The sequence below is a fragment of the Shewanella sp. SG44-2 genome, from assembly GCF_014164215.1.
Classification (GTDB): Bacteria; Pseudomonadota; Gammaproteobacteria; order Enterobacterales; family Shewanellaceae; genus Shewanella; species Shewanella frigidimarina.
Map to the genome: position 1 here is coordinate 235,087 of NZ_JACJEU010000005.1, position 13,370 is coordinate 248,456.

Genomic DNA, 13,370 nt, shown 5'->3' on the forward strand with positions numbered 1-13,370 from the left:
TCGCCATTTGAGCTTATTTCATCGCTCAAGAATACTCGTTTAAAACAGTTACAAACGATTGACGTAATCCGTGTATTCTCAACAATACTCTTAGTTTAACGATTACATTTTCGGCAACATATGATCTAATAAACGACGCAACTGACTGAATAACAATGAGTCCATATCGGGATGGAAATGCGTTGGGTCTTTACTGGCTATAGCAAATATCACTTGACCATTTTCATCAGATAATTTAGTTAATGCCACAGAACCAACTTCACTACCAAACAAACGTTTAGATTCTGATTGAGTTAACCGGCCAAAATAATAACCACTTTGAACCCGATGACGCCAAATTTTAGCTAATTCGCTGTCGATATCGTGCACAGTAATTAACCTGACATGACTAAAGCCAAACTCGTTTTTTAATCCTTCTGACAACACTAAACGCAGCTCACCTAAATCTTGGCTCGCAAGCATTTTAAACGACAACTCGGTATTAAATTTGAATATTTTCTCATTATGAGTGGCAATATTCATAAGCGAGGTAATTTCTTCTTCAAGCTGGCTAACACGTTGACGCAACAGCTCTTGTCGACGTTCAACTAATGATACCGCGCCACGTTCCGCATGCGGTACACGCATAGCCACTAATAACTCAGGATAACGATTAAAAAAATCAGGATTATCCAATAAATATTCGCGGATCAACATTTCATCAAACGGTGCTTGTTGCAGGTTCGCCATCATGTCGATGCCAAGATCTTGTCCAATTGAATTAATATCTTTTGCTTGCTCACTGCTAACCGTATTGTCAGCGGCCACATTAGTCAAACTGACTTTTGAGGTAATGTCACTCATAGTTGTATTTGTCCATCATATACATGTTCTGCCGGTCCGGTCATCCATAACGGCTTACCCTCTCCTTCCCAATTTATGATTAAGCTGCCACCAGGTAAGTCGACTCTCACCTGTTTATCGAGCTTATCCTGCAGTTGTCCAACTGCTGCCGCGGCACATGCTCCTGTACCACATGCTAAGGTTTCAGCTGCGCCGCGCTCATAGACACGTAACTTAATGTGTCCTGGGTTAATCACTTGCATAAAACCAACATTTACGCCTTTAGGAAAGCGCTCATGACGGGTCAAGCTGTTGCCAATTTCGTCCACGTTAACCGTTTGTACGTCTTCGACTTGAATCACACAATGTGGATTACCCATTGAAATGGCACCGCATAAATAAGTTTGCATCGGCGTTTGCAATAAATAGGTTTTTTCGCTTTTTTTGGCTTTAAATGGAATTTGGCTTGGCTCGATGACAGGAACGCCCATATTAACGGTCACGTTACCATCACGCTCAATTCGTAAAGTTATTTTACCCGAGTTAGTACTCACGCGAATTTTATTCTTTTGCGTTAAACCTTTATTTCGAACAAAACGAGCAAAACAACGAGCGCCATTACCACACTGTTCAACTTCACTGCCATCGGCATTAAAAATACGATAATGGAAATCTAAATCTGGATCATAAGGCGGCTCGACCAACAAAAGTTGATCAAAACCAATCCCAAAATTCCGATCGGCAAGACGGCGAATTTGTTCAGGCGAAAAAAACACATTTTGTGTTACGCCATCAACGACCATAAAGTCATTACCCAGTCCGTGCATCTTAGTGAAATGGATCACAAAAGTTTCCTTATAAAACGTTATGCCGCTAGCTTACTGCCTATGGCAGTAAATGTTCGCCTTGCCAAAGTTGTTCTAGCGTTTCACGCTGACGAACAACAAAATCATTACCACCATCAACCATAATTTCAGCCACTCTTGGGCGAGAATTATAATTTGAGGCCATAGCAAAACCATAAGCGCCACTTGAACGTATCGCTAATAAGTCACCCGACTTTACCGCTAACTGTCTGTCTTTTCCCAAAAAGTCACCCGTTTCGCATACTGGGCCTACAATATCATAAGCAAAAGTTGGCGCATCATTTTGTTGTACCGGAATAATATTTTGCCATGCGCTATAAAGCGACGGACGAATAAGATCATTCATTGCACCATCAACAATCGCAAAACGCTTATCGCTGTTTTCTTTCAGATAAAGTACTTGAGTGACAAAAATACCCGCATTGGCGGCTATAGCACGGCCAGGTTCAAAAATTAACTTCAATTTACGACCATTTAAGCGCTCGAGTAATGCTGCGGCATATGCGTCTGGATGTGGTGGAGTTTCACTGTTATATGTTACCCCTAAGCCGCCACCCACATCAAAGTGTTCAATTTGGATACCTTGTTCGCCTAAACGATCGATCAATGCAAGCATGCGATCCATGGCATCTAAGAAAGGCTTTATTTCGGTGAGCTGTGAACCAATATGGCAATCCACACCCTTAACATGTAAATGAACTAATTCTGCTGCACGGGCAAAAACCACTTCGGCTTCTTCCATGGCGATACCAAATTTATTTTCTTTAAGGCCCGTCGAAATATAAGGATGAGTACCGGCATCAACATCTGGATTAATTCGCAATGAAACAGGTGCCACTTTACCTAAGCGGCTCGCGACCTCATTAAGCTGTTCAAGTTCGGCACTTGACTCGACATTAAAACAGTAAATGCCAATATTAAGAGCTTGCTCCATTTCAGCAACGGTTTTGCCCACACCAGAGAAAACCACTTTTTTAGGATCGCCGCCAGCTTGCAGCACACGTGAGAGTTCACCGCCAGAGACAATATCAAAGCCACTGCCTAAGCGAGCCAATACATTTAATACCGCAAGGTTTGAATTCGCCTTCACTGCATAACAAATAAGATGCGGATGATCAGCAACGGCATTATTAAAGGCATGCCAATGGCGCTCTAATGTGGCACGAGAATAAATGTACAGCGGCGTACCGTGAGTTTTGGCCAGTTTTGCTACATCGCAGTCTTCTGCGAATAGTGAATTATTTTGATATGAAAAGTAATCCAAAATGCGGTCCCTTATAAATGCTATTCTTGTTGTGAAGTTGAGGGTTGAGAGTCGAGTTCCTCAGTTTGCTTCGGCACATCAGTGCTGGTAGGTTTTGGGGCAACTTTATTGGCCACTGGCTCAGGAGTTTTGTATAAAACCCCTTTTTGACCACATGCGGTTACCAATAGGCTAGCAAGCATAATAAATAAAAGCAGTCTCATTTTTCTCAACATCTGTGCATCTAGTGAATAATGGTCTTATAATCGCATTCATAACGCAGAAAGCAAAGGATAGAAATACATGGCTATTACAGATACTGAGTTTCATCGATTAGCCGATGAAATGTTTGGCGAAATAGAGAACGCGGTAGAAAAAGCAATTGACGAGCAAGATGCCGATGTAGATATCAATGCCAGCGGCAATGTTTTACAGCTGGCTTTTGAAGATAGTTCGCAAATTGTCATCAATAAACAAGAGCCTTTGCATGAAATTTGGTTAGCCACAAAATCAGGTGGTTATCACTTTAATTACAACGATGGCAAATGGTTAGATACTCGTAATGGATTGGAGTTTATGTCTTTTGTGATTGACGCCATCAACAAACAAAGTGGCATTTTGCTCGAGATAAGCGCATAAACATCGCAATAAATTAGCGTAACAAAGTGCCAAGTGAGTCATTTAATTGTCATTGAGATTGGGCTTATGCTTAAAAAGCTGAGCCCATCTCATCTACTGACAAACCAAAAGGTATTACCGTTAACTTGCCTTCTATATCCACAAGTTGAAAAAACTGCGGCATATTAAAAACAGGGGATCGTTGTTTTTGCTCGTCAAAAACATATAAATGACTTTCTTTGGCAACAAAATCATTAATGCTAGTGTGTTGATATTGTAAATGTTCAAGCTGATTATTATCGTCCGCAATAAACACATCAAGAGTTTGATGACGTTCACGTAAAAAATACTGCTTCGCTCCCATCACGATAAACTTTTGGATTACCGATGGTGAATTCAAATAGGGGTCTTCAGCTAAATCTGCATATGGCAACACAGATGAATTAAAATTCCCGGTAGTTGTTATTAAATCAACTTTACGATACATCATACCTAATGAATTGAAATGCATACTATAATGTTGCTCACCAATGGTTATCGGATGCATTAATGTATTTGTCTGATTGACCTTCTTCATTAAACCATAACAACGCAACAGGAGTGTTTTGAGCTGATTAAAAATCGGTTGTTTTAATTTTGCAGAGCAACTAATAATCGATAAATCAACCTGCTCATTTGAGCGTTTTAATCCCAAAATAATAAATGAAATGGCTTCCAGTAAAGCGGTTTTTCCATTAAAACGATGACTCTGCCATTCACCCCAGCTGTTTAAACAAACAATTGCGACAGATGACACCATACTTATTTTTGTCTGACCAAAAGAGAGAATATTGGCATTAACATGTTCCAATATCAATTCTTGCTCACTCAATTGAGTTGTCGGATCTCTATCCATATTAGTAATCAACACAATTTTTTGATAGCACCATGGTTCACATAAATCACGTTTATAAACAGTGGGTACATTGTGCATAATAGGAATAAGTTTACGCGTTAAGTAACTTAATTTATCTGTCCGTCTTTTACCTCGTCCAACTTGAAACCATTGAGTATCTGCAGTTGCGAGGCCATTCAACACTGACCAGGCAACTAAATTGCATATATTATCCGCTTCGTGAATTGAATGATCGTCGAACTCATCTGCAGGATCGTTATCAACCGCTTGAGACAGATCTTTTTCAAGGTATGCTTGGCGATAAAGATAAAAACGTGATGCTTGCCTACAATGGAAGATGGTCAACGATTTTTCAGCAGTAGATAGGCTCCATAAGCGGTTTAAAGGCTGTAACAAATGAGTATCTTCACTAAAATAAGTGTGTAGCTTACGCGCCAGCAAGCCTAATTCCTCAACCCGCATACGTTCACTTAGTGTTTGTTTTGAGGCAAACTGTAATAGTTTTTTGTAACTGACTAATAGCAATTCACTGAGCTGTTGATTGAACCATTTAAGCTGACCTGCATGCCAATAAGGACTATTATCCAATGTGGCTACCAACTCATGGCTCCATGCCCATTGCTTAACCAAGTTTTGAATTTTCTCTACCCGCCAGTCTGTCGCACTATTAGGTGATAAACACGATAGCGTGACACCTGACTTTAAGTAAAAACAACGCCTAACAATTTCTAAACGATTATCATCACCTTGAGCTATCAAGTAAGTTTCAATACGTTGATAAAGCAATAAATAAGCATCGTTATCAACACTAAAATCTTGTTGTTCACAATATTGCCAAATTTGTTGAGTAATCAATGTTGTACGAGGATATTCTGAGGCGTAAGTTTCCAGCAACAACACTTTTAATAATGCTTTATGGGGTTTATTGAGCCCCTTATACAGCTGCCATAATGAGGCTCCGAAATACTCTGCTGCTGGCAAAGAATTGATATCGCCAAGATAAAGTAAATTGGTATCAAACTCGGTATTTTGGCAATTGGCATCGGGCCACCAAGCAACAACTTTACCAGCAAGCCGAATGTGAGAGCGGTAAAACTCTTCTAATAATAGCCAATGCTGGCTACTACCACTGTGTTCTAATCCTACTGGCTGGCAATTATCAAATGCGCTGCACTCTCTAAATTGCATCGGATGCACAAGATAAAAGTTCACTTCAAACTCAAAACCTGCAAACCAGTCACTGATGAGTTTATTCTTATATTCAATTAACTTTAGCTGGTCATCAGTCAGTTTGCTGTTGTAAACCAACCAGATATCAACGTCACTTTGAGGGTTTTGTCCAAAACTAGCAGTGCTTCCCATGGCATATATGCCTTCAAAAACACAATCACTTGGCTGGATCACCTCAGGAATGGATAAAGACAATGCATCACATGCCGACACTATCGCATCTGACAAGGTAAAACCGTGAATACCACAAGGCGTATCGGGGTCGATAATACCAGGCACATTGATTTGATTATAATGGATTAAAAAAGGTATAAGATGAAATAAATGCTGCTGTGATTCAGGCAACACATTGAGCACTCTTGTCAATCTGATGCTATTGAGCTTTTCAGCTAAATCCTTTTGGTAATAAGTCGTTTTATCGGTCAAGACTCACTTCCTTTGTTTTTCTCTAAAGCAACAATCTGGTAATAACTAATTGTAAAAGACTAACCCTTTATAACTATTTTTGCCAATCAAGATCACGTTTTTACTCAAATGGTGATCATCGTAGCATTTATTTTTTATAACTCCGGTAGCTAATAAACAATATTAACCAAAAATAAGCCCTACGGACTTCAAACAATTATCATCGACTTGTTACATCAAAGCTTGAGCGGTGATAGCATTACCTCAATGAGGCTATCTGATTGGATCTACTACCATGTCTGAAAATATAATTCGTATCGCAACACGTAAAAGTCCACTTGCAATGTGGCAAGCTGAATTTGTTAAAGCTGAGCTTGAGCGCATTCATCCAGAGCTTACGGTTGAGCTATTGCCAATGAGTACTAAAGGTGATGTTATTTTAGATACTCCTTTAGCTAAAATCGGTGGCAAAGGCCTGTTTGTTAAAGAGCTGGAAGTTGCCATGCTTGAAAATCGTGCCGATATTGCTGTGCATTCGATGAAAGACTTGCCGGTAGAGTTTCCAGATGGTTTGGGCTTACAAGTGATTTGTGAACGTGAAGACCCGCGTGATGCATTTGTGTCAAACAATTATAAATCTATCAGCGAATTACCTCAGGGCGCTGTGGTAGGTACATCAAGTTTACGCCGTCAGTGCCAGATTAGAGCTGCTCGCCCTGATTTAGTTATCAAAGATTTACGCGGAAATGTCGGTACTCGTTTAGCCAAGCTAGACAGTGGTGACTATGATGCGATTATTTTAGCGGCCGCCGGATTAATTCGCTTAAAGCTAAACGAACGTATCGCTAACTTTATTTCTGCCGAAGAATCACTGCCAGCCAATGGCCAAGGTGCGGTAGGAATTGAGTGCCGTACTGATGATGCGCGAGTTAAAGCGTTATTAGCGCCACTAGAACATTTAGAAACCCGTTATAGAGTGCTTGCTGAACGAGCAATGAACACTCGTTTAGAAGGCGGATGCCAAGTTCCTATTGGTGCTTTTGCTGAAATAAACGGTGATAATTTAACTTTACGTGGTTTAGTTGGTAATCCTGATGGCAGCCAAATCATTATAGGCACTGTCTCGGGTTCTAAGACCGATGCGGTAGCACTTGGGGAATCGCTTGCAGAGGATTTACTGAGTCGCGGTGCTAAAACTATTTTAGACGCTGTGTATGCCAGTTAATCTTGTGCCATCAAGATAACAGACCATGAAAGTCTTGCTAACGCGCCCACAAGGGCGCAATCAAGCAATGGAAGAGCAACTCTCGCTGCGAGACGTTGCTTATCTTGTTACTCCGCTATTATCGGTTGTAGAAACCACAGAACAACTCGATCCTATCCACTTAAATAACACTGACAACTTACTGTTTATTAGTAGCAATGCAGTGGACTTTGCCGCACAAAAACTGCAACAGCAATTTCCGACTCACTGTCGTTATTTTGCTGTAGGCCAAGCTACGGCAGATAGTCTAGCTCAATATAATATCAATGCTTTTACCTCACCAGAACACAGTCAAGATAGCGAAGGATTATTGTCGCTAGCCCAATTACAAGATGTCGATAAACAGTCATTTATTATTGTTCGGGGTTTAGGCGGACGAGAAACACTTGCAGAGCAATTACAGCTGCGAGGCGCCAATGTGAACTATTGGCAAGTCTACCAACGAGCAATACCAAACCTTGACGGTAAAGCGATAACTCAACAGTGGAAATCGTTTGGAATTGACACCATTGTCGTCACCAGCGGTGAAATATTATCCAACTTAGTTGAGCTTGTACCAAAAGAATTATTTGCATGGCTACGTGCATGTCATATCATAGTCCCCAGTAATCGCGTCGAATTACAAGCAAAAGCAATGGGCTTAAGCCATATCTCCAATGCAAATGGAGCAAATACTCAAGCTATACTAGCGAGTCTTGCGTTATAATTTGTTATTGTATTGTTATCTTGCATCGACACGCATTTATTAATATTGCTTTTATTGGTTGTATTTTTGCTTTCAAGGACTGTTCATGGAAAACAATAAAAAAGATCCAAACCCGCCAGCTCACAAGGATGAGAAAGTAATTTCTCCTGCACCAAGTCCTGTAGAAAAACCGGCACAGACCAAAAAAGGCAATGCAACCAGCCAAAAATCTGCTGACAGCAAAACCAATAATAATCAGTCAAACTCCTCTACCAATTCACCGGTTAATAATAGTCGACGCAAAGCGAAGCCTAGCTCTTGGTGGATCCGTCTTGGAGTACTGTTCAGTTTACTCGTGGCAATTGTGGCTATTGCAGCTTGTTATTGGCTGTATTTGCAACTTGATCAACAAAGTAATGGTCAAACTCAGTTAGGGCAAAATATCTCGGAACAAGTAACACAAAATAAATCGTTAAAATATGAATTACAGCAAACGGCAATGGCAGCCAATAAGCGCATTGGCACGTTAGAGCAACAACAGCTGAATGATACCAAAGCTTATGCGAAATTAGCCGAACTGCAGCAATCAAATAAACAATTGCAAGAACGCGTTGCGGTGATTGCACAGCGTAGTCCTAACCATTGGATGGCATCAGAAGCTGAATACCTTGTGCGCATGGCGGGTAGAAAACTGTGGTTAGAAAACGATCCGCAAACCGCTATTGGTTTATTACAATCAGCGGATGAACGCATTGGTGCGATGAAAGATCCTGCATTAACTTTATTACGCAAAGCATTAGCAGCTGACATCACTAAAGTTAAAGCATTAAAAACGACTGACATCACCAATACAATTTTTGAGCTAGATTCCCTTATTGATGGCTTAACACAATTGCCATTAAATCGTGTTGATGAAAATTTTGCTGACAATAAAAATACTCAACAAGTAACAGATTCAATTGACGACTGGCAACAGAACCTGGCCCGAACTTGGCACGATTTGACTGATGGCTTTATCACTATTCGTAAGCGTACAACCGATTTGGAACCGTTGTTATCACCTGAGCAACAGTGGTATTTAGTCGAAAATATTCGCAACAAATTATTACAAGCACAATTAGCATTGTACCGATTTGACCAAGTGAATTATCAACAGTCTATATCGTTAGCAGACAAATGGTTACAACAGTACTTTGACTTGAGAGATCCAAAGACCAAATCAATGATTGAGTCTTTAGATAAGCTTGCCAAGGTTAACATTGAGAAAGTTTCGCTCAATAAATTTCAAGCATCGCCACTACTGCAGCAACTGGTTATTTATGGTGAAATTATGCCTACACAGGAGCCTGCGCAATGATTAAGACGCTAGTTTATGTTGTTCTTATTTTAATTGGGCTGTGTATCAGCCCACTCATTATTGGGCAAAGCGGTTACATTTACATCGCAATTGGTGAATATCAAATAGAAACCAGTTTAGTGACCGGTATTGTTGGCTTAATTGTGTTTTATTTTGCACTACAATTACTCGAATGGTTAATCATCTTGTTATTAAATATTGTATTAAGTAGCCGATACCTTCCAGAACAATGGCGAAGAAAAGCCGCTAAAAAGCATACGTTAATCGGTGCTTTAGCACTGGCAGAAGAAGATTGGCCTGCGGCAGAAAAAGCAATGGCAAAAGGGGCTGAAAAAGGTGAAATCCCGGTATTAAATCTATTTGCAGCAGCTAGAGCAGCACATTATCAAGGTGATATTACAGCTCGCGATCATTATTTAACTCAAGCAGAGAAAAACCCAATTGCAAAGACAGCGGTTTATACTTCGCGCACCCGTTATTTAATGAAGCAAGGTGAACTGGTTAAGGCCCGGGCAATATTAGATAAACTGAACCCGACAAGTAAAAGCAGCTCTCCAGTGCTTAAATTGGCACAAGAATTATACTTACAGCAGCAAGACTGGCAGGCACTGAAGTTGTTGTTACCTATTCTTAAAAAGCGTCAATTATTAGCTGAAACTGAGTTCAACCAATTAAATACTAAGACCAACAGTATTTTAATGATCAATGCAGCCAAAATATCTGAAGCGGAGTTAACCAAATGTTGGCATTGGTTAAATAAATCAGAACGTAAAGAGGATGAACTGATATTAGCCTATGCTCGTGGACTTATTCAGTATGGTCATAAAGATCAAGCGCTAAAATTAATTAATAAACTACTCAATGCTTCGCCATCAGCAGCTTTATTTACAGCAATACCTGATTTAATTACCGCTCAAGATCAAGATATCCGTAAATTGCTTAGCAAATTAGAAACCACTCATGAAAATGATGCTGACTATCAAATGTGCCTTGCCAAGCTTGCCATTCAAAGTCGTGATACTAAGCAAGCCAAAACTCATTGGCAAAATGTATGTCGCATAGCACCAACTCATCAATCATGGCTGGCTTTAGCTCAAACACAAGAGCAGTTAGGTGAAAATTCAACAGCGGCTCATAGCTATCGTAATGCAGCTAATATTCTGTAAACAATAAGTATTATTTTTGTACAGACCAAAAGCCTGCAATGTTGCAGGCTTTTTTGTTATCTATTGGTTCATCTTACTGCTATTGGTGCCGATATAAAGGCGGAAGAGTTAATCCGTAATTATGAACTTTTTATGAGATTAAAACGTATACAATATATACAAATGTGGTGGTATTTATCTCTATATTTTCAATATATTATTAATGTTCCTTCAACGTCAAAAAATTGACTACTTTAGCAGCAAATGATATTATTACCAGATTGTGTCTAAATTTATTTTAATGTTAATACTAGTATTTAACTAAGCTGTTATTGTACATCTTAGTGTATTGGTATTTAAGTGTATTAAAGCTGTTGGGAGCTTCAAATGGAATCGATAACTACGTCAAAAAATGGAATACTTTCTGCTTCAGAAAGTTCAGTAACAATAACGATTAACAATGAAACCAAGGAACTACAACTCGGTCAAGTTGTGCCGGCTGGTGCAATCGTTGCCAGCAGTAATAATCTTGGTTTCGTTATTACGTTTGATGACGGTACTATTTTTAATAGCGCTAACATCCCTAATGACGAATCGATTAATACATTAGCCGATAATCTCGATGACACGATTGTTGCACAAGTAGCAGATCAGCAAGCATTAGATGAAATCGAAGCTTTACAGGCATTGATTGCATCTGGTGAAGACCCAACTACTGACTTACCTGAAACCGCCGCTGGCACCCCAACGGCCAACCAAGGTGACTTTGGTTATGTTGCTGTAACAAGAGATGGTGATGAAACACTTGCGGATTCTGGCTACGACACAACCGGACAAGCTGCTGCCCCAACAGCAGTGACTCAAGAAGAAGCACTTACTGAAAATGATTCCCCTTCAGTATTAGTCAATGACGCAATAACAATTGGTGAAGATCAAGTTGCATCAGGTAATGTTTTAGGTAACGACACTGATGCTGACTCAGATTTAAGCGTCGTAACATTTGAAGTTGACGGCCAGACCTACCCTGCAGGCACAGAAGTGACTCTTGAAGGTGGCGTACTCATCATCAATGAAGATGGCTCTTATACTTTCACACCCAATGAAAATTGGAACGGTACAGTCCCAGTTATTACCTACACCACCAATACTGGTGTTACCGCAACATTAACCATTGAAGTAACACCCGTTGATGATGTCTCTGTACTTGTTAATGACAGCAATACTGTTGCAGAAGATACTGTCGCCACTGGAAACGTATTAGATAACGACGGCGATGTAGATTCAGATTTAAGCGTCGTAACATTTGAAGTTGACGGCCAGACCTACCCTGCAGGTACAGAAGTGACTCTTGAAGGTGGCGTACTCATCATCAATGAAGATGGCTCTTATACTTTCACACCCAATGAAAATTGGAACGGTACAGTTCCAGTTATTACCTACACCACCAATACTGGTGTTACCGCAACATTAACCATTGAAATCACCCCTGTTGAAGACCCAACGGTAACAGTTAATGATGTTGTCACTGTATCTGAGGACACACCCGCATCAGGCAATGTGTTAGATAATGATAGCGATCCAGATTCAGATTTAAGCGTGGTGACATTTGAAGTTGACGGCCAAACCTACCCTACAGGCACAGAAGTGACTCTTGAAGGTGGCATACTCATCATCAATGAAGATGGCTCTTATACTTTCACACCCAATGAAAATTGGAACGGTACAGTTCCTGTTATTACTTACACTACTAACACTGGTGAAACAGCGACATTAACTATTAATGTAACTCCAGTCGCTGATGACGCACCTACCGTTGTAATTAATACAGATCTTAATGATGACGGTTTTATTAGTAACGAAGAGCTGAATGGCGCTACAGAAATCAATGTTACCATTGGCTTAGGTAATACTGGTGCTCAAGCCGGTGATACGCTAGTTGTTAATGGCATTGAGATTGTTCTGACTCAAAATGACATCGAAACGGGAAGTGTAAACCTTGATTTACCGGCGCCAGGCGAAGGTGAAGAAATTGATGTTATTGCTGTAGTCGTCGATTCAAATGGTAATATTTCGCCTGAAGGAAGTGACTCTGCAATTTTGGACACCACAGCTCCGATTATTACGGTTGATGCTCCAGCACTAACAAACGACAACACACCAACTATAACGGGCACGACTGATGCACCCGTTGGTAGTACTGTCACATTAATTGTTATTGACAGTGCTGGTAACGAACAAACTATCACAACCACAGTAAATGCTGATGGTACTTACACCGTTGATGTTATTGATCCATTAGCTGAAGGCAGTTACACCGTCGTAGCTGAAGTCACAGATCCTGCAGGTAACTCTGCAACAGATAACGATGATGGAATAGTTGATGTAACATCTTTAGCGCCACTCGTTGAGTTCAGCGGCATGGGCAGCGATGGCGTGTTCAACAGCGATGAGATAGGCAGCGACGGCACTGTGACCGCGACCGTGACGCTAGCGACTGGCACCCAAGTTGGCGACACCTTGATTGTCACTGATGGCAACGGCAACACCCTCTTTAACGGCCCTGTGACTCAAGACATGCTCGACAACGGCTTTGATGTTGAAGTGACTGTCACTGCTGGCGCGACCGATGTTGATGTCACCGCGCAAGTGATTGATATCGCCGGTAACCCATCTGCAACCGCCACCGACAACCAGCCAGTGGACAATGTGGCAGCCCCTGCACCCACCGTTGAGTTCAGCGGCATGGGCAGCGATGGCGTGTTCAACAGCGATGAGATCGGCAGCGACGGCACTGTGACCGCGACCGTGACGCTAGCGACTGGCACCCAAGTTGGCGACAC

11 protein-coding genes are annotated in these 13,370 nt (G+C 40.9%); 6 read left to right on the plus strand and 5 right to left on the minus strand.

Annotation, left to right across the window (positions count from 1 at the left end; translation table 11 throughout):
- Positions 1 to 102 precede the first annotated feature (102 nt).
- The 4 genes from H5181_RS06070 to H5181_RS06085 form a co-directional block, all read right to left on the minus strand.
- Entirely contained in the window at positions 103 to 729 is a 627-nt protein-coding gene (locus tag H5181_RS06070) for a DUF484 family protein (protein ID WP_182750516.1), read from the minus strand.
- 110 nt (positions 730 to 839) lie between these two features.
- Positions 840 to 1,667 (minus strand): diaminopimelate epimerase, encoded by an 828-nt coding sequence (gene dapF, locus H5181_RS06075; RefSeq protein ID WP_102037364.1) that lies wholly within the window; start codon positions 1,665 to 1,667, stop codon positions 840 to 842.
- A gap of 40 nt (positions 1,668 to 1,707) precedes the next feature.
- Positions 1,708 to 2,952, minus strand: coding sequence for a diaminopimelate decarboxylase (gene lysA, locus H5181_RS06080; protein WP_182750509.1), 1,245 nt, complete (start codon positions 2,950 to 2,952; stop codon positions 1,708 to 1,710).
- A 20-nt stretch (positions 2,953 to 2,972) separates the two neighbouring features.
- Complete coding sequence (locus H5181_RS06085; RefSeq protein ID WP_182750517.1) at positions 2,973 to 3,155, minus strand: LPS translocon maturation chaperone LptM; 183 nt, start codon at positions 3,153 to 3,155, stop codon at positions 2,973 to 2,975.
- Positions 3,156 to 3,234: 79 nt separating this feature from the next.
- On the opposite strand from H5181_RS06085, the gene cyaY reads away from it, so the two are divergent.
- Positions 3,235 to 3,570, plus strand: a complete 336-nt coding sequence (gene cyaY, locus H5181_RS06090; RefSeq protein WP_011635931.1) for an iron donor protein CyaY — start codon at positions 3,235 to 3,237, stop codon at positions 3,568 to 3,570.
- A 70-nt stretch (positions 3,571 to 3,640) separates the two neighbouring features.
- Here the strand turns inward: cyaY and H5181_RS06095 are convergent, their stop codons facing one another.
- Positions 3,641 to 6,100, minus strand: coding sequence for a class I adenylate cyclase (locus H5181_RS06095; protein ID WP_182750510.1), 2,460 nt, complete (start codon positions 6,098 to 6,100; stop codon positions 3,641 to 3,643).
- 274 nt (positions 6,101 to 6,374) lie between these two features.
- Between H5181_RS06095 and hemC the strand changes: the two genes are divergently transcribed.
- The 5 genes from hemC to H5181_RS06120 form a co-directional block, all read left to right on the plus strand.
- A complete protein-coding gene (gene hemC, locus H5181_RS06100; RefSeq protein WP_182750511.1) occupies positions 6,375 to 7,304 on the plus strand; it encodes a hydroxymethylbilane synthase in 930 nt (309 codons plus the stop codon).
- Between the two features lie 25 nt (positions 7,305 to 7,329).
- Positions 7,330 to 8,049: a uroporphyrinogen-III synthase gene (locus H5181_RS06105; protein ID WP_123884264.1), complete on the plus strand. Its 720-nt coding sequence runs from the start codon at positions 7,330 to 7,332 to the stop codon at positions 8,047 to 8,049.
- A gap of 85 nt (positions 8,050 to 8,134) precedes the next feature.
- Positions 8,135 to 9,385: a uroporphyrinogen-III C-methyltransferase gene (locus H5181_RS06110; protein ID WP_182750512.1), complete on the plus strand. Its 1,251-nt coding sequence runs from the start codon at positions 8,135 to 8,137 to the stop codon at positions 9,383 to 9,385.
- Positions 9,382 to 10,551, plus strand: coding sequence for a heme biosynthesis HemY N-terminal domain-containing protein (locus tag H5181_RS06115; RefSeq protein WP_182750513.1), 1,170 nt, complete (start codon positions 9,382 to 9,384; stop codon positions 10,549 to 10,551). Before H5181_RS06110 ends, H5181_RS06115 begins: the two co-directional genes overlap by 4 nt.
- 366 nt (positions 10,552 to 10,917) lie before the next feature.
- Positions 10,918 to 13,370 (plus strand): retention module-containing protein (locus H5181_RS06120; RefSeq protein WP_182750514.1); only part of this gene is annotated, 2,453 nt, incomplete at its 3' end.

Coding starts and splice junctions, on each gene's coding strand:
- H5181_RS06070 (WP_182750516.1), bottom strand. CDS start 729: ATGGCGAACCTGCAACAAGCACCGTTTGATGAAATGTTGATCCGCGAA.
- H5181_RS06085 (WP_182750517.1), bottom strand. CDS start 3,155: ATGAGACTGCTTTTATTTATTATGCTTGCTAGCCTATTGGTAACCGCA.
- cyaY (WP_011635931.1), top strand. CDS start 3,235: ATGGCTATTACAGATACTGAGTTTCATCGATTAGCCGATGAAATGTTT.
- hemC (WP_182750511.1), top strand. CDS start 6,375: ATGTCTGAAAATATAATTCGTATCGCAACACGTAAAAGTCCACTTGCA.
- H5181_RS06105 (WP_123884264.1), top strand. CDS start 7,330: ATGAAAGTCTTGCTAACGCGCCCACAAGGGCGCAATCAAGCAATGGAA.
- H5181_RS06110 (WP_182750512.1), top strand. CDS start 8,135: ATGGAAAACAATAAAAAAGATCCAAACCCGCCAGCTCACAAGGATGAG.
- H5181_RS06115 (WP_182750513.1), top strand. CDS start 9,382: ATGATTAAGACGCTAGTTTATGTTGTTCTTATTTTAATTGGGCTGTGT.